Origin of the sequence: Streptomyces sp. NPDC005423 (assembly GCF_040606415.1) — a bacterium.
Classification (GTDB): Bacteria; Actinomycetota; Actinomycetes; order Streptomycetales; family Streptomycetaceae; genus Streptomyces.
Window position 1 is genome coordinate 74,753 of sequence record NZ_JBEXET010000009.1, and the last position, 16,502, is coordinate 91,254.

At 73.7% G+C, this 16,502-nt stretch carries 13 protein-coding genes and 1 pseudogene; 6 read left to right on the forward strand and 8 right to left on the reverse strand.

What is annotated here, in order from left to right; genetic code table 11:
* Window positions 1-8: 8 nt before the first annotated feature.
* Window positions 9-938: an LLM class F420-dependent oxidoreductase gene (locus ABZT12_RS13295; RefSeq protein ID WP_356382079.1), complete on the reverse strand. Its 930-nt coding sequence runs from the start codon at window positions 936-938 to the stop codon at window positions 9-11.
* Window positions 935-2,197, reverse strand: a complete 1,263-nt coding sequence (locus tag ABZT12_RS13300; RefSeq protein ID WP_356382082.1) for an amidohydrolase family protein — start codon at window positions 2,195-2,197, stop codon at window positions 935-937. The genes ABZT12_RS13295 and ABZT12_RS13300 overlap by 4 nt, the downstream gene beginning before the upstream one ends.
* 210 nt (window positions 2,198-2,407) lie before the next feature.
* Here ABZT12_RS13300 and ABZT12_RS13305 point away from each other — a divergent pair, with 210 nt between their 5' ends.
* Together ABZT12_RS13305 and ABZT12_RS13310 are read left to right on the forward strand one after the other, a co-directional pair.
* Window positions 2,408-5,356, forward strand: coding sequence for a BTAD domain-containing putative transcriptional regulator (locus ABZT12_RS13305; protein WP_356382085.1), 2,949 nt, complete (start codon window positions 2,408-2,410; stop codon window positions 5,354-5,356).
* A 218-nt stretch (window positions 5,357-5,574) separates the two neighbouring features.
* Window positions 5,575-5,754 carry a hypothetical protein gene (locus tag ABZT12_RS13310; protein ID WP_356382088.1) on the forward strand — a complete coding sequence of 60 codons (180 nt, stop codon included), beginning with the start codon at window positions 5,575-5,577 and terminating at the stop codon, window positions 5,752-5,754.
* A 78-nt stretch (window positions 5,755-5,832) separates the two neighbouring features.
* Here the strand turns inward: ABZT12_RS13310 and ABZT12_RS13315 are convergent, their stop codons facing one another.
* Complete coding sequence (locus ABZT12_RS13315; RefSeq protein ID WP_356382091.1) at window positions 5,833-7,419, reverse strand: FadD3 family acyl-CoA ligase; 1,587 nt, start codon at window positions 7,417-7,419, stop codon at window positions 5,833-5,835.
* Window positions 7,420-7,560: 141 nt separating this feature from the next.
* Here ABZT12_RS13315 and ABZT12_RS13320 point away from each other — a divergent pair, with 141 nt between their 5' ends.
* The 3 genes from ABZT12_RS13320 to ABZT12_RS13330 are packed head-to-tail and all read left to right on the forward strand — an operon-like array spanning window position 7,561 to window position 9,911.
* A complete protein-coding gene (locus tag ABZT12_RS13320; RefSeq protein WP_356382094.1) occupies window positions 7,561-8,709 on the forward strand; it encodes a lipid-transfer protein in 1,149 nt (382 codons plus the stop codon).
* A 12-nt stretch (window positions 8,710-8,721) separates the two neighbouring features.
* On the forward strand, window positions 8,722-9,141 hold the full coding sequence (locus ABZT12_RS13325) for an OB-fold domain-containing protein (RefSeq protein WP_356382097.1): 420 nt from the start codon (window positions 8,722-8,724) through the stop codon (window positions 9,139-9,141).
* A complete protein-coding gene (locus tag ABZT12_RS13330) occupies window positions 9,138-9,911 on the forward strand; it encodes an enoyl-CoA hydratase/isomerase family protein (protein ID WP_356382100.1) in 774 nt (257 codons plus the stop codon). Before ABZT12_RS13325 ends, ABZT12_RS13330 begins: the two co-directional genes overlap by 4 nt.
* 3 nt (window positions 9,912-9,914) lie before the next feature.
* Here ABZT12_RS13330 and ABZT12_RS13335 read toward each other — a convergent pair whose 3' ends face one another.
* The 3 genes from ABZT12_RS13335 to ABZT12_RS13345 all read right to left on the reverse strand — a co-directional run bounded on the left by ABZT12_RS13335 (window position 9,915) and on the right by ABZT12_RS13345 (window position 13,721).
* The gene (locus ABZT12_RS13335; protein WP_356382103.1) at window positions 9,915-10,445 is read right to left on the reverse strand and encodes a hypothetical protein; all 531 of its coding nucleotides are present in this window, start codon (window positions 10,443-10,445) and stop codon (window positions 9,915-9,917) included.
* A 32-nt stretch (window positions 10,446-10,477) separates the two neighbouring features.
* A complete protein-coding gene (locus tag ABZT12_RS13340) occupies window positions 10,478-12,820 on the reverse strand; it encodes a serine/threonine-protein kinase (RefSeq protein ID WP_356382105.1) in 2,343 nt (780 codons plus the stop codon).
* Window positions 12,821-12,989: 169 nt separating this feature from the next.
* Window positions 12,990-13,721: a VOC family protein gene (locus ABZT12_RS13345; protein WP_356382108.1), complete on the reverse strand. Its 732-nt coding sequence runs from the start codon at window positions 13,719-13,721 to the stop codon at window positions 12,990-12,992.
* A 134-nt stretch (window positions 13,722-13,855) separates the two neighbouring features.
* Between ABZT12_RS13345 and ABZT12_RS13350 the strand changes: the two genes are divergently transcribed.
* Window positions 13,856-14,491 (forward strand): TetR family transcriptional regulator, encoded by a 636-nt coding sequence (locus tag ABZT12_RS13350; RefSeq protein ID WP_356382360.1) that lies wholly within the window; start codon window positions 13,856-13,858, stop codon window positions 14,489-14,491.
* A gap of 256 nt (window positions 14,492-14,747) precedes the next feature.
* Here ABZT12_RS13350 and ABZT12_RS13355 read toward each other — a convergent pair.
* Both ABZT12_RS13355 and ABZT12_RS13360 read right to left on the reverse strand, forming a co-directional pair.
* A pseudogene (locus ABZT12_RS13355) lies at window positions 14,748-15,221 on the reverse strand (nitroreductase family deazaflavin-dependent oxidoreductase); the annotation flags it as partial.
* On the reverse strand, window positions 15,221-16,411 hold the full coding sequence (locus ABZT12_RS13360; RefSeq protein ID WP_356382111.1) for an acyl-CoA dehydrogenase family protein: 1,191 nt from the start codon (window positions 16,409-16,411) through the stop codon (window positions 15,221-15,223). The pseudogene ABZT12_RS13355 and the gene ABZT12_RS13360, both read right to left, overlap by 1 nt.
* Window positions 16,412-16,502: the final 91 nt, after the last annotated feature.

Sequence of the window (16,502 nt, forward strand, 5' to 3'; positions counted from 1 at the left end):
GGGTCTCCCTAGTGAAGGCGGGGCGCGACCTCGGCCCCGAACGCGGCGATCTGGTCGGTGAGTTCGGCCCGGCTGCGACAGCGGAAGCGGACCTGGATCTGGTGCACGCCCATCGCGCGGTAGGCGCTCAGCGACTCCGCGAGGGCTTCGGGCGGGCCGGTGAGGGTGCGCCGGCCGACGTCCCAGGCGGGCTCGCCCACGTACAGCGGCTCGGTGATCGCGCCGGCGGTGAACGGCCGCTCCACGCCCGCCCGTTCACGCAGTTCCCGGATGCGGGCGAGCTGCGCGGGCAGCCGTTCACGCGGGTCGCCCTGGGGCAGCCAGCCGTCGCCCTTGAGCGCGGCCCGGCGCACGGCGGCCGGGGAGGACCCGCCGACCCAGAGGGGGATGTGCTCCTGCGCCGGGCGGGGACGCTGGCCGAGGTCCGCGAAGTCGTACAGCTTGCCGTGGTGCTCGGGGAACTCCTCCGGGCCGAGCGCGGCGCGCAGGGCGTCGATCGACTCGTCGAGGACCGGTCCGCGCCGGCCGAAGTCGGCGCCCAGCACCTCGAACTCCTCCGGTACGTGCCCGGCACCGACCCCGAGGGTCAGCCGTCCGCCGCTCAGGTGGTCGAGGGTGGCGTACTGCTTGGCGGTGAGGAGCGGATGGCGCAGGCCGACGACCGCGACATGGCTCAGCAGGCGTATCCGCCCGGTGACGCCCGCGAGGAAGGCGAGGGTGGCGACGGGGTCGTACCAGACCGTGCTCATCGCGGACGCGAGCCGGCGCGGGATCGCCACGTGGTCGCAGCCCGCCACGTAGGCGAAGCCGGCCCGTTCGGCGGCGCGGGCGATCTCGACGAGGTCCTCCGGTCCGGCGCCCGCCTCCCAGGGCTCGGCGTAGAGGGTGCTCTGGGACTGGACGGGCAGCTGGATGCCGTAGCCGAGCGGCGCGGTCAACTGGCGCCGGTCCAGAGGCCGTCGGGGGTCAGGCCGAGCAGGTCGATGGCGTTGCCGCGGACGATCCGCTCGACGACGTCCGGCGCCAGGTGGCCCATCTGGTCCTCGCCGACCTCGCGCGAGCGGGGCCAGGTCGAGTCGGAGTGGGGGTAGTCGGTCTCGTAGAGCACGTTCCCGACGCCGATGGAGTCGAGGTTGCGCAGGCCGAAGGCGTCGTCGAAGAAGCAGCCGTAGACGTGCTCGGCGAAGAGTTCGGAGGGCGGGCGGGTGACCTTGTCGGCGACCCCGCCCCAGGCCCGGTTCTCCTCCCAGACGACGTCCGCGCGCTCCAGGATGTACGGGATCCAGCCGATCTGGCCCTCGGCGTACATCACCCGCAGGCCCGGGAAGCGTTCGAACTTGCCGCTCATCAGCCAGTCCACCATCGAGAAGCAGCAGTTGGCGAAGGTGATCGTGGAGCCGACGGCGGGCGGGGCGTCGGCGGAGGTGGACGGCATCCGGCTGCTGGAGCCGATGTGCATCGCGACGACCGTGCCGGTCTCGGCGCAGGCGGCGAGGAAGGGGTCCCAGTCGTCGGTGTGCACGGAGGGCAGGCCCAGGTGCGGGGGTATCTCGGAGAAGGCGACGGCGCGCACGCCCCGGGCCGCGTTGCGGCGCACCTCGGCCGCCGCCAGCTCCGCGTCCCAGAGCGGGATCAGGGTGAGAGGGATGAGGCGGCCCCGGGCGGCGGGGCCGCACCACTCCTCCACCATCCAGTCGTTGTAGGCGCGCACGCAGAGCAGGGCGAGGTCGCGGTCGGTGGCCTCGGTGAACGTCTGGCCGCAGAAGCGCGGGAAGGTGGGGAAACAGAGCGCGCTCTGCACGTGGTTGACGTCCATGTCGGCGAGACGGCGCGCCACGTCGTAGGAGCCAGGGCGCATCTGCTCGTAGGTGATGACTTCGAGCTTGATCTCGTCCCGGTCGTACCCGACGGCGGTGTCGAGGCGGGTGAGCGGGCGGTGCAGATCCTCGTAGATCCACCAGTCGCCGATCGGTCCGTCGTCGCCGGGCTCGCCCATCACGGGTTTGAACCGGCCGCCCAGGAAGGTCATCTCCTTCAGGGGCGCGCGCACCACGCGCGGGCCCGTGTCCAGGTACCTCTTGGGCAGCCGGTCCTGCCAGACGTCGGCGGGCTCCACGGTGTGGTCGTCGACGGAGATGATCCGGGGGAAGGTCGAGAGCGCTGCGCCGGCCGGGCCGGGGGTCGTCTGGGTGTCCATGGCGCTCACCGTAGCGCCGATCTGACGGTCCGTCAGCTGTCCGGATCCGGGTTGGGTCCGCTCGGATCCGTGCGTAACTGTGCGGACGGCATGTGAGGGCTTTGTGCCATCCCGCGCGCCCACCTGTGAGCGCTGTCTCGGAGAGCTGACGCATCCGCCGCGCACAAGGCAGACTGACGTAGGGATCAGGCTTGTCTGGGGGGAACGGCGATGGACGGTGGACCGCGAGTACCGGAGCAGCGGCACCCCGGCTCGGCCGAGTCGGCGGCGCTGCGCTTCAGCGTGCTCGGTCCGGTGCGCGCCTGGCAGGGCGGGACCGCGCTCAGCACCGGTTCGCCCCAGCAACGCGCTCTGCTGGCCGCGCTGTTGCTGCGCGAGGGCCGGACGGCGACCGCCGCCGAGCTGATCGGCGCCCTGTGGGGCGAGGAGCCGCCGTCGCAGGCGCTGGCCGCGGTCCGCACCTACGCCTCCCGGCTGCGCAAGGTGCTGGGCGCCGGCGTCCTGGTCAGCGAGTCGGGCGGGTACGCGGTCCGCGCGCTGCCCGAGGGCGCGCTGGACGTCTCGGTGGCGCAGGACCTGGCGACCGAGGCCGAGAAGGCCAGGTCGGCCGGTGACCTGCCGCACGCCCGCGAGCTGCTGGACCGCGCGCTGGACCGCTGGGACGGGGAGCCGCTGGCCGGGGTGCCGGGGCCGTACGCGGAGGCGCAGCGGGTCCGGCTGGAGGAGTGGCGGCTGCAACTCCTGGAGTCCCGGCTCGACATGGACCTGGAGCAGGGCTGCCACGCGGAGGCGGTGTCGGAGCTGACCGCGCTGACGGCCGCGCATCCGCTGCGGGAGCGGCTGCGCGAGCTGCTGATGCTGGCGCTGTACCGTTCCGGCCGGCAGGCGGAGGCGCTCGCCGTCTACACCGACACCCGGCGGCTGCTCGCGGACGAGCTGGGCGTCGATCCGCGCCCGGGGCTGCGGGAGTTGCAGCAGCGCATCCTGCGCGCCGACCCGGGGCTCGCCGAACCGCCCGCGCCCGCCGTCGGAACCCTGCCCGCCCCGGTGCGGCCGGCCCAACTCCCGGCCTCGGTGCCGGACTTCACCGGCCGTTCGGCGTTCGTCGCCGAGCTGAGCGAGGTGCTGGCGTCGGCCGAGGGCGGGGTGATGGCAGTCTCCGCGCTGGCCGGGATCGGCGGTGTCGGCAAGACGACGCTCGCCGTCCACGTCGCGCACCGGGCGCGGACCACGTTCCCGGACGGCCAGCTCTACGTGGACCTCCAGGGCACCGGCGCCCGCTCCGCGGAACCGGAGACGGTCCTCGGCTCGTTCCTGCGGGCCCTGGGCACCGCCGACTCGGCGATCCCCGACTCACTGGAGGAGCGCGCGGCGCTGTACCGGTCGGTGCTGGACGGCCGCCGCGTCCTGGTGCTGCTGGACAACGCCCGGGACGCGGCCCAGGTGCGCCCGCTGCTGCCCGGCACCGAGGGCTGCGCGGCGCTGGTCACCTCGCGGGTGCGGATGGTGGACCTCGCTGGGGCGCACCTCGTCGACCTGGACGTGATGTCCCCCGAGGAGGCGTTGCAGCTCTTCACCAGGATCGTGGGCGCGGAGCGGGTGGCGGCCGAACGGGAGGCCGCGCTCGACGTGGTGGCGGCCTGCGGTTTCCTGCCGCTGGCGATCCGTATCGCGGCCTCGCGGCTGGCCGCCCGACGCACCTGGACGGTGTCGGTGCTGGCGGCGAAGCTCGCCGACGAGCGGCGCCGGCTCGACGAGCTCCAGGCCGGCGACCTCGCGGTGAAGGCCACCTTCGAGCTGGGGTACGGCCAGTTGGAGCCCGCGCAGGCCCGCGCGTTCCGGCTGCTGGGCCTCGCGGACGGCCCGGACATCTCGCTGGCCGCCGCCGCCGCCGTACTGGACCTTCCGGCCGAGGCGACCGAGGACCTGCTGGAGTCGCTGGTCGACACCTCGCTGCTGGAGTCGGCGGCGCCCGGCCGGTACCGCTATCACGACCTGGTGCGTCTCTACGCGCGGTCCTGCGCGGAGCGGGACGAGAGACCGCCCAGCGAGCGGGACGCGGCGATGTCCCGGCTGCTGGACTTCTATCTGGCGACGGCGGCCGGCGTCTACGCCGTCGAGCGGCCCGGCGACCGGCTCGTCGACCACCTGGAGACCACCCGCCATCCGGGCCTGGCCTTCGACGACCGGCACCGGGCCCAGGACTGGCTGTTCGCCGAGGCCCACTCCCTGCTCGCGTTCGTCCGGCAGTGCGCCGGGGGCGCCACCCTGCGCCGGGCGGTGGACCTGCTGTGGGCGGCGAAGGATCTGGCCGAGTCGGGGGCCAACTCCCGACAGTACGAGGACGCGGCGATCGTGCTGCGGGACGCGGCGGAGCGGACCGACGACCCGCGGGCCTGGGGCCGGGCGCTGACCACCCTCACCACCGTGCACCTCGTGGCGGGCCGCTTCGACCAGGCGGACGAGCAGGCCCGCCGGGCCATGGAGCTGGCCCACCGCGCCGACGACCTGGCGCCCGGCTGCTGGGCCGCGAACGACCGCGGCATCATCGCCCTCTACCAGGGCCGCAACGCCGACGGCGAGGCCTATCTGCGCCGGGCCATCGACAGCTTCCGGCGGGACCGCAACCTCGCCGGCGAGGCCAGCGCCCTGTGCAACCTCTCCCGCATCCACCTGGCCCTGGGCCAGGTGACCAGCGCGGTGGAACTCGCCCAGCAGGGCATCGTCATCTACGACCGGCTCGGCCACACCCTGCGCGGCGCCAACGGGCGGTACGCGCTGGGGCTCGCGCTCACCGGGCAGCACCAGCTCGACGCCGCCGTGGACCGGCTCACCGAGGCGCTGGAGGTCTTCCGGGACAGCAGGCAGCGGCTGTGGGAGGGGATGACCCTCTTCCGGCTCTCCGAGGCCCGGCTCGCGGGGCACCGCCCGGCGGACGCGGCGGCCCTCGCCGAGCAGGCCCTCGCCGTCCTGCGGGGCATCGGCGGCGAGTGGCGGCGCGCCAACGTCCTGACCGTGCTGGGCCGCGCGCTGAGCGGCCTGGCCCAGGACGGCCGGGCGCACGCCTGCTGGCAGGAGGCGCTCGCCGCCTTCGAGCAGCTGGGCTCCCCCGAGGCGGCCGAGGTGCGTTCGCTGCTCAGGCCGACGGCGGCGGCGTAGGGCCTGGTGGCAGCGGTGCGGGGCGGGTCCGGGGGGACGTTCATCGTTCGTTTATCGTGCCGGTGCACTCTTGGCTCATCGATCCGTCGCGTCGGGGGGCAGGCGGGTCAGCGGTGATCGACACCGCTAGGGTGAACGACCCTGATATGCCCGCCCGGCGGCCCTCGGGGGAGCCGCTGGGCGGGTGTCGCCCATCACTTAACGGGAGTTGCAAGTCCATGAGCGATGCCAAGAAGAGCTCCGTGGTGAAGCCGCTCGACAACCACGCCACGGACGTCGAGAACGTCACCACGCTCGACAACCACGCGACGGACGAGGAGATCACGGTCCTCGACAACCACGCGACGGGCGGCACGGTGTCCCCGCTCGACAACCACGCCACGGACACGAAGGCCTGAACTGGCCCACACGCACGGGGGAACGGCCGCGGCGGCGCGGAGGGGATGCCGTCGCGGCCGTGGCATGTCCGCCAACAACTACCGTGTTTCTGAGCGTAGTTGGCGTTTGAGCACCTTCCCGCTCGCGTTCCGCGGCAGCTCCGCCACGAACTCGACCGCCCTGGGCACCTTGTAGTTGGCCATCTCACGGCGCGCCCAGGCGATCAGTCCGTCCCCGGTCAGCGTCGCGTCCGGGCGGCGCACGACGTAGGCCCGGCCGACCTCGCCGAGCCGGGCATCCGGTACGCCGACGACGGCGACGTCGGCCACCTCCGGGTGCAGGCCGAGGAGTTGCTCTATCTCCGCCGGATAGGCGTTGAAGCCGCCGACGATGAACATGTCCTTGATCCGGTCGGTGATGCGCAGATTGCCCTCGCCGTCCAGCACGCCCACGTCTCCCGTGCGCAGCCAGCCGGACTCCGCCAGCACCTCGGCCGTGGCCGCCGGGTCCTCGTAGTAGCCGCGCATGACGTTGAAGCCCCGCACCAGCACCTCGCCCGGTGAGCCGAGGGGGGCGTCGACGCGGACCTCCGTGCCGGGGATCGCGCGGCCCGAGGTGGCGGCGATGACGGCGGGGTCGTCGCCCCGGCGGCACATGGTGACGATGCCGGACGCCTCGGAGAGACCGTAGGCGGTGAGGACCGTGCCGACGCCGAGCTCGCCGCGCAGCCGCTCCACCAGCCGCAGCGGCACCACCGCCGCGCCCGTCACCACCAGCCGCAGCGCCGACAGGTCGTGGGCGCCGCGCGCCGGATGGTCCAGGAGCGACTGGTGCAGGGTCGGCGGTCCGGGCAGCACCGAGACCCGCTCCGCCGCGATGTTCGCGAGCACCGTGTCCACGTCGAACACCGGCTGCGGGATCATCGTCGCGCCCCGGGTCAGGGAGGCGATGACGCCCGCCTTGTAGCCGAAGGTGTGGAAGAAGGGGTTGACGATCAGGTAGCGGTCGCCTCGGCGCAGGCCCGCCAGCTCGCTCCACTCCTCGTACGCCCGCAGCGTCTGCGCATGGGTGATCACCGCTCCCTTGGGACGGCCGGTGGTGCCCGAGGTGAAGATGATGTCCGAGGTCGACGAGCCGTCCAGCAGCGCCGACCGGGCCAGCACCTCGGGCCGCCCCACGCCCTCCCCGCCGGCGAGGAACTCCTTCCAGGTGCGGAAGTCGGCCGGTGCGTCGTCCGCCAGCACCACCACCTGTTCCAGCGCCGGGAGTCCGGGCAGCGGCCCGTCTCCCGGCCCCTCGCCCGCCGCCCGCCGCAGCGACGCCACGTACGAGGTGCCGAGGAACGTGCCCGTGACGAAGAGCAGCCGCGCCCCGCTGCGGCGCAGCACGTAGGCCGCCTCGCCGCCCTTGAAGCGGGTGTTGAGCGGGACCAGGACCGCGCCGGCCGACACCGCGCCCAGCGCCGAGACGATCCAGTCCAGGGTGTTCGGTGCCCAGATGCCCACCCGGTCGCCGACCCGGATACCGTGCGCGACGCAGGCCGCCGCCGCCCGTTCGACCCGGGCGCCCAGGCCGGCGTACGAGATCCGGGTGCGGCCCTCGACCACGGCCTCGGCGTCCGCGTACCGCTCGGCCGCCGACCGGACCAGCTCCGGGATGCTGCCCCACTCCACGTCTCCGCGCACAACAGGCCTCCCCTGCGCACTAGCTGACTACCCGTCAGATTAGCTGTAACCTGACGCACTGTCAGCCGCCCTGGGCTCCCGCCCAGCCGTTCCCCGTGGTGGTCACCGTGGTCACCGTGGTCACCGTGCGGAGGTACACCCATGGCCGGACTCAAGGACGCCACCGCGATCGTCGGTATCGGACAGACCCCCTTCGCCAAGCACCTTCCCGAGGACGAACGGACCCTGGCCTGCCGGGCCGTGCTCGCCGCCCTCGACGACGCGGGGATAGACCCCGGCGAGGTCGACGCCCTCGCCTCCTACACCATGGAGGAGACCGACGAGGTCGAGCTGGCCAAGGCGGTGGGCCTCGGCGACCTCACCTTCTTCAGCAGGACCGGCTACGGCGGGGGCGGCTCCTGCGCCACCGTCGCCCAGCTCGCCGCCGCGATCACCGCCGGACAGGCCACCGTCGGCGTCGCCTGGCGTTCCCGCAAACGCGGCAGCGGCCCCCGCCCGTGGACCGACACCACCCACCAGCTCCGCACGCCCGGCCAGTGGACGCGACCCTTCGGACTGCTCAGGCCGGCCGACGAGATAGCCATGCTCACCCGCCGCTACCTGCACGAGTACGGCGCCACCCGCGACCACCTCTTCAACGTCGCCCTCGCCTGCCGCAACCGCGCCAACCAGAACCCGGCCGCGATCATGTACGAGCGGCCCCTGACCCGCGAGATGTACATGACCTCGCGCTGGATCAGCGAACCCCTCTGCCTCTTCGACAACTGCCTGGAGACGGACGGGGCGCTGGCCTGCGTGGTCGTCTCCCGCGAACGCGCGCGGGACTGCCGGCACACCCCGGTCTACGTCCACTCCGCCGCCCAGGGCCTCCCCACCCAGCACCACGGCATGGTCAACTACTGGAACGACGACCCGCTCACCGGCCCCGCCTGGACCGCCGCCCGGCACCTGTGGAAACACGCCGACTTCACCCCGCAGGACGTCTCCGTCGCCCAGATCTACGACGCGTTCACCGCGCTGGTGCCGCTCTCCCTGGAGGGTTACGGCTTCTGCGGGCGCGGCGAGGGCGGGGCGTTCACCGAGGGCGGCGCGCTGGAGATCGGCGGCCCCCTGCCGCTCAACACCGCCGGCGGTGGCCTCTCGGAGGCGTACGTGCACGGCTTCAACCTCATCAACGAGGGCGTACGCCAGCTGCGCGGCACCAGCACCGCGCAGGTCCCCGGCGCCACCACCTGTCTGGTCACGGCGGGTGAGGGAGTCCCCACATCCGCGCTGCTGCTGAGGAGTTGAGGAGCCGATGCCATGCTGACCCCGCTCGTCGACGACGACGGCGCCCCCTTCTGGCGGTACGCCGCCCGGGGCGAACTCCGCGTCCAGTCCTGCGCCGACTGCGGTGAACTCCGCTTCCCGCCCCGCCCCTGCTGCCCCCACTGCCGGTCCTTCGCGAGCGAGTGGCGGCCGATGAGCGGGCGCGGCCGGGTCTGGTCCTACGTCTTCCCCCATCCGCCGCTGCTGCCCGAGTACGCGGCCGTCGCCCCGTACAACGTGATCGTGGTGGAGCTGGCCGACGCCCCGCGGATCCGGCTGGTCGGCAACCTCGTCAGCGAGGCGGGCGCCGCCATCGACTCCGTCTCCCGGGACCGGCTGCGGATCGGCGCCCGGGTGCAGTTCGTCTTCGACGCGGCCAGGGGACTCCCGCAGTGGGTACTGGAGCGGCCGTGACCCTCCGCGTCAGCACCGACCAGGACACCGGTGTCGCCGTCGTCACCCTCGACCGGCCGGAGAAGCTCAACGCCATCGACCTCGCCACGGCCGCCGAACTCGCCGCCATATGGCGGCGGTTGCGGTTCGACGACACCGTACGGGCGGTCGTCCTCACCGGGGCCGGGGAGCGGGCCTTCTGCACCGGGCTCGACCGGGACGCGGTCGTGCCGCAGCCCGGCTCCCCGTACATGCAGGACGATCCGCTGCTGACCGTCGGCCCGAAGGCCAACGACCTGTGGAAGCCGGTCGTCTCCGCCGTGCGCGGGATGGCCTGCGGCGGGGCCTTCTACCTGCTGGGCGAGAGCGAGTTCGTCGTCGCCGACCCCACGGCCGTGTTCTTCGATCCGCACACCTCCTACGGCATGGTCAGCGCCTACGAGTCGGTGCTCATGGCGCACCGGATGCCGTACGGCGAGGTGGCGCGGATGATGCTCATGGGGAGCGCGGAACGGGTCGGCGCGCGGCGGGCCCACGAGATCGGGCTGGTCTCCGAACTCGCCCCGCCCGGCGAGGCGTTGGCGGCGGCGGTGCGGTGCGCGACCGTCATCGCCGGACATCCGACGGAGGGTGTCCAGGGCACCGTGCGGGCGTTGTGGGCGGTGCGGGAGGCGGCGCGGGCGCAGGCCTACGCGCTGGCTCCGCCGCTCATCGCGCTCGGGAACCTGCCGGCCGGACGGCAGGCGGAGCTGTTCGCCGCCCGCCGGAGCGGTGCGTTCCGGACGCGGTGAGCGTCAGCCGCCGGCGGTCGCCCGGGAGTCGGCCTGACAGTGGTCCACCGGGGTGGAGGTGCCGAGCACGGGCACGCGGACCGTCGCCCTGCCCTTGGCCGGGACCTTGACGGTCTCGTAGTTGAAGTCGACCTCGTTGTCCTGGGCGTCCAGGAACGTGACGTCGACGGAGAAGGCCGCCCTGCGGCTGTTCGGGTTGCTCACCTCGACCGTCGCGTACCGTTTCGTCGCGGTCGCACAGCTCACCAGCCTCGCCGTACCGTCCAGCAGGCCGCTGCCGGAGGAGGTCGCGGAGGTGGGCGTGGAGGTGGGCGTGGAGCGGTAGTTGGGCCGCCGGGTGGACGAGCCGCCGCCGGACGTGCCGCCCGACGACGTCGACGTGTCGTGGTCCTGGCCGGAGCTGCTGCACCCGCCACCGCCGCCCCCGCTGTGCCGGCTCGTGCCGCGGTGCCGTCCCGTGGAGAAGCCGGTGAGGGTGAGCACCACCAGTGCCAGTACCGCCGTGAACCTGAGTCTGCGCCCCCGTGCCTGCATAGGATGATGTTACCGACCCCGATCGGCGCCGCTCACGCCGTTCTCGCCGTCCCCGTGCCCTTCTCCGCGTCGAGCGCGTACACACAGCGGTCCTTGCTGCACGCGTACACGACACCCTCCTTGACCACCGGCGCCCCGGTGATCTCGCCGCCGGTGGCCAGCTTCCAGCGCAGCCGGCCGTCGTCGGCCTTCAGGGTGTAGAGGAGGTGGTCGGTGGAGCCGAAGTGGATACGGCCCTCCGCGACCGCCGGCGCCCCCACGATGTCCCCGCCCGCCTGGAACCGCCACTTGGGTGTGCCGGTGACCGCGTCCAGCGTGTACAGCCCCTTGCCGCTGCCCACGTGGACATGGCCGGCCGCCACCAGCACCGGGTCGATCGACGCCCGCGACTCGGTGGCGATGCGCCAGCGGTCGCGGCCGTCGGCGGCGTCGAGGGCGTAGACCGTGCCGAGGTAGTCGGCGAGGTAGACGCCGCCCCCGGTGACCGCCGGACCGGGTGCGAAGGCGGGCGGAGAGAGGAAGACCGCGGGCGCCTCGAAGTGCCAGCGGACGTGGCCGGTCGCCACGTCGACGGAGAGGACCCGGGTGCCGGCGGCGACGTAGACCTGGCCGTCGGGCGCGTGGGCGAGCCGCACCGGCACTCCGCCGCAGGAGGCCGCGTCGCCGATCGGGTAGGACCAGCGCTCCTCTCCCGTCCGGGCCTCCAGGGCGCGCAGCCGGGCGTCCTGCCAGACGTAGACCGTGCCGTCGTGCAGTGCGGGGCCGGCCTCCGGGGACTCGAAGTCGGTCTGAGCGCCGCTGAGTTCCCAGAGTTTCTGCCCGTTGGACGCCTCCCACACCTGGACGCCGCCGCCGCGCGTGCCGGTGAGGACGGTGCCGCGCTCGGCCTTGAGGGAGTACACCCAGGCGTCGGTGGAGAGCCGCCACAGGTCGGCGCCGTCGCGGGCGCCCAGGGCGAAGAGGGTCGGGCCGTCGGAGGCGTGGATACGGCCGTCCGAGACCGCCATCGACCAGGCGACGTCCCGCGTCTTGAAGCTGCGCCGGCCGGTCGCCACGTCCAGGGCGTGCACCTCGAAGGAGGTGACGTAGACGAGGTCGCCGCCCACGGTCGGGGTGCCCCACACGTCGTTCGACATCCGGAACCGCCAGGGGCGCCAGCCGGCCGCGTTCTCCGGCGGCTGCGGTGGGGGCACGGGCACGGCGGGGCCCACGGCGGGGCCGGCGCCGTTGACGCCGGGGCGCGGCCGGGACCAGGAGGCGACCAGGCCGGCCTCGGGAGGGGGCGCCTTCACGGCGGCGGCGCGGGCGTCGGCGACGCGCGGCCCCGGCCCGATGGGCACCTGGGCGCCGGCCAGCCGTACGGGACCGGTGTCGGGGGCGCCGACCGGGACGGGCAGCGGGTCGTAGGACGGCGGGGGCGGTACCGCGGCCCGGCCGGCGCCACTGCGGCCGCTCGTGGGCGCGGGTTTGGCCGGCGGGCGTCCGCCGCGGCGGGTCTCTATGAGGCCCACCGCGCGCTCGGGCAGCCACGCCGACGCCGTACCGCTGTCGTCGGAGCCGGAGCCGAAGAGGTGGGGGGCGAGCTGGGCCTGGAGGTCGGCCGGGTTGGGGCGGGCGGTGGCCTCCATCTGCATGCAGGACTCGATGAGCGGGCGCAGCTCCTCGGGCAGCCCTTCGAGGTCGGGGCCCTCGCGCAGCAGCATGAAGACCGTCTCGACGGGGTTGGCGCCGTGGAAGGGCGGATGCCCGGTGGCGGCGAAGACCAGCATCGAGCCGAGCGAGAAGACGTCGCTCGCGCCGGTGACGCTGCGGGAGTCCTTGGCCTGCTCGGGTGACATGTAGGCGGGCGTGCCCACCGCCACGTTCGTCATCGTCAGACGGGTGTTCGAGACGCCGGAGGCGATACCGAAGTCGATGACCCGGGGGCCGTCCTCCACGACGAGCACGTTGGACGGTTTGAGATCGCGGTGGACCAGGCCCGCCCCGTGGATGGACTGAAGCGCCTCGGCGACGCCCGCGGCGAGCCAGCGCACCGCCTGGGCCGGCATCGGCCCGCACTCGTTCACTATCTCTTCGAGGGAGGGCGCGGGCACGTAGGCGGTGGCCAGCCACGGCACGGCGGCCCGAGGGTCGGCGTCGACCACGGCGGCCGTGTAGAAGCCGGAGACCGCCCGGGCCGCCTCGACCTCGCGGGTGAAGCGGACGCGGAAGAGCTGGTCCTCGGCGAGCTCCGTCCGGACCGTCTTGATCGCCACGCGCCGGCCGGACGCCGAGCGCGCGAGATAGACCAGCCCCATGCCGCCGGCCCCCAGCCGTCCCAGCACCTCGAACGGCCCGATGCGCCGCGGATCGTGCTGCGTCAGCTGATCCACCACTTGCCTGCCACCTCCCCGTACGGGCCACGTCACCCACGTGTGGACGCGACCCCGTGCAGCGTCTCACCACCGCACCGCCCTGGCGGCACGCACCCCGATTCTTCCCCGCCCGGGCGCAGGTTGCGAACCAGGGCCCGAATCGGGGTGTCTCCTGCCAAACCGGCCCCTTTCACCGGTCCGGCCGCTCCAGCACGGCGAACGACGCGCCTTGATTGTCCGTGACGACGGCCACTTTTCCGTACGACGTGTCGAAGGGCGGTACCTGCACCCGGCCGCCGAGCCGGCTCACCGTCCGCAGCGCCGCCGCCAGCTCCTCGACCCGGAAGTGGACCAGGAAGTGCGGCGGCATCTGCGCCGGGAAGACGCCCGAGACGGGCGCTCGGCCGAAGTCCGGGGCGGCGCCGGGCCCGAAGAGGGCGTCGGTGAACAGATCGCCGTAGAAGACGTTGGCGGCCTCGGTGTCACGGGCGTACAACTCGGCCCAGACGAAGGTGCCGGGTGCGTGCCGGCGGCCGAAACCGGGGTGCCGGGACGGCTGCCAGAGCCCGAAGACGGCGTCCTCGGGGTCGGCCGCGAGGGCGGCGGTGCCCAGCTCGCCCACCGGTACCGGCGCCATGACCACCTGTCCGCCGGCCTCCTCGATCCGCCTCGTCAGCCGCCGCACGTCCGGGGTGGCGAAGTACACGGTCCACACGGTCGGCATCCGCCCGTCGGTCTTCCAGGCGAGCGCCGCGACCGGCTCACCGTCCAGATGCGCCCACAGGGAGCCGTCGTACGACTCCTCGAAGGTCCACCCGAAGAGCGCGCCGTAGAACCGCCCGCCCGCCTCGACGTCGGGGAGTTGCGCGTCCACCCAGCAGGGGACGCCCTCTCCGTACACGGATGCCCTGTTTTCGGCCATGCCGACAACGTAACGGCGTCTCGCGCACCCCGCAGACCAGGCACACCACCCTCCCGACCCCCTCGCACCCCATTTGCAGTCGGCCGAATCGCGCTCCCATCACCCCTCGGTAAGCTGACGGCATGACAGGACAAGTGCGTACCGTCGACGGCCGCGTGGCCGGCCGGCGTGGGCAGGCGACCCGGCAGAAGCTGCTCGACTGCCTCAGCGAGATGCTCAGCTCCTCTCCTTATCGGGACGTCAAGGTCATCGATGTCGCCCGGAAGGCGGGGACTTCACCCGCGACCTTCTACCAGTACTTCCCGGACGTCGAAGGCGCCGTCCTGGAGATCGCCGAGCAAATGGCCGCCGCGGGCGCCGGGTTGACCGAGCTGCTCGAAGGGCGGACCTGGGTCGGCAAGGCCGGCTGGCAGACCGCACAGGAACTCGTGGACGGGTTCCTGGAGTTCTGGCGGCAGAACGACGCGATCCTCCGGGTCGTCGACCTCGGGGCCGCCGAGGGGGACAAGCGGTTCTACAAGATCCGGATGAAGATCCTGAACTCGGTGAACAACTCCCTCGCGGACGCGGTCGCCGAACTCCAGGAGAAGGGCAGGGTCGACAAGGACGTGAACCCGGCCGCGGTCGCCGGCGCCCTGGTCGCGATGCTCGCGGCCGTCGCCTCGCACCAGCGGGGCTTCCAGTCGTGGGGGGTCAAACAGGCTGAACTCAAGCCGAATCTGGCGCTCTTGGTCCACCTGGGCGTGACCGGCAAGAAGCCGACGAAATAGCGACGGCACCTCCTGTCACGCAGGCGGCAGTCCACCGGTGTGGGCTGCCGCCTGCCGCGCTGTGCGGACGACGGCCCGTCCGTGGCCGCCCGCGTCAGCCTCCGTCCCGCCGGTACGCCGGCCCCTCCCCTTCCTGCACCTTCTTCCCCTCCGGCCCGTCCCCCTCCGGCCCGTCCCCCTCCGGCCCGTCCCCCTCCGGCCCGTTCTCCTCCGGCCCGTCCTCCCCTTCCGGCCCGTCCCCCTCCGGCCGGGTCCGGCGCCGGACGATCCGGAAGAGCCGGATCTCCCGCTCCACCCGCGCCTGGTACGTGGCGTACGGCGGCCAGTAGGCCAGCGCCGTCCGCCAGGCCGCCGCCCGTTCCCCGCCCTCCAGCAGCCGGGCCGTGACCGGGATGTCCTCGCCCCGCCAGTTGATGTCGGCGTCCGGGTGGACGAGGAGGTTGTGGGTCCAGGCGGGATGGCCGGTGCGGCCGAAGTTGGAGCCGACGAGCAGCCAGCCGGGCCCGTCCCGCTCGGGCAGGCAGGCCAGCGGCGTACGCCGCGGCGCCCCGCTCCGCGCCCCGGTGGCGGTGAGGATCGCCCCCGGCAGCAGGCGCGCGCTGAGCAGCACCTTCCCCCGGGTGATCCGGTGCACGGCCCGGTCCAGCGCCGGGACGACGTGCGGCGCGATCCGCGCGAACGCCCGGGTCGAGGAGATCTTCCCCATCACCCGCACTCCGACGGCCGCCATCAGACCGTCACCTCCCGGGAGTCGAAGAGCCGTGCCGCCCCGGCCGCGTGGGCGCGCAGCCGGTGCACCGGGCCGAAGAGGAGTTCGTCGCCGGAGGCCCGCTTGAAGTAGAGGTGGGCCTCGTGCTCCCAGGTGAAACCGATCCCGCCGTGCAGCTGGATCGCCTCGGCGGCGGCGCCCCGCAGCGCGTCGAGGCCCTGCGCGAGCGCGAGTCCGCCGGCCCGCTCCCCGTGTCCGGTCGCCCAGGCCGCGTAGTAGGCGGCCGAACGCGCCGCCTGCACCTGTACGTAGACGTCGGCCAGCCGGTGTTTGACCGCCTGGAACGAGCCGACGGGCCGCCCGAACTGCTCGCGCGCGGTGACGTGGCGGACCGTCCGCTCCAGGGCGCGGTCGGCGGCCCCGACGGCTTCGCAGGCGAGGACGGCAGCGACGGTGTCACCGGTCGCGGCGAGGGCGTCGAGCACCGCCCGGCCGTCGTCCGCGCCGAGCAACTCCCCGGGTACGTCCCGTAGTTCGAGGCGCGCCTGGGACCGGGTCGCGTCGAGCGCGGTCTGCCGTACGCGGACCAGGCCGCGCGCGTCCCCGGGGACGAGGAAGAGCAGGGTGCGCGAGCGCGCGAACCCGCCGGTGTGGGCGGCGACCAGCAGCAGTCCGGCGCTGTGCCCGTCGAGGACCTGCCCGGCCTGTCCGTACAGCCGCCAGCCGCCGTCCGCCGCGGCCCGCGCCTGGACCCCGCCCGCGCGTCCGCCGCCCGCCCAGTCGCCGTCGTTGGCCCCGGTGAGGGCGAGGGCGGTGGTGAGGGCGGTGCCGGGCACTGCGAGGGCGGCGGTCAGGGTGCCCGCGGCGAGGCGGGGCAGCAGCTCGGCGCGCTGGGCGTCGGTGCCGAGGGCGAGCAGCAGCGGCGCGGCGAGGACGGCGGTGGCCAGCAGCGGGGTGGGGGCCAGGACGCGGCCCGTCTCCTCGCAGGCCAGGGCGAGTTCGGTCGTGGTGCAGCCGGCCCCGCCGTAGGCCTCGGGGAACGCGAGTCCGGGCAGGCCCAGTTGGCCGGAGAGGGCGGTCCACAGGGCCGGATCGTGGCCCGTGGGAGTGGCTAGGGCGGCGCGCGACTGCGCCGGGCCGCAGCGTTCGGCGAGCAACTCGCGGAGGGTGCGGCGGATCTCGTCCTGCTCGGCGGTGAGGCTGGCGTCCATGACGACCCTCCGGGAGTGCCGTTCCGGATCTGACGGTCCGTCATGGTAGGTGGGCGGCCGACGGATGCCCAGGGGTAGGACGGCTGCCCCG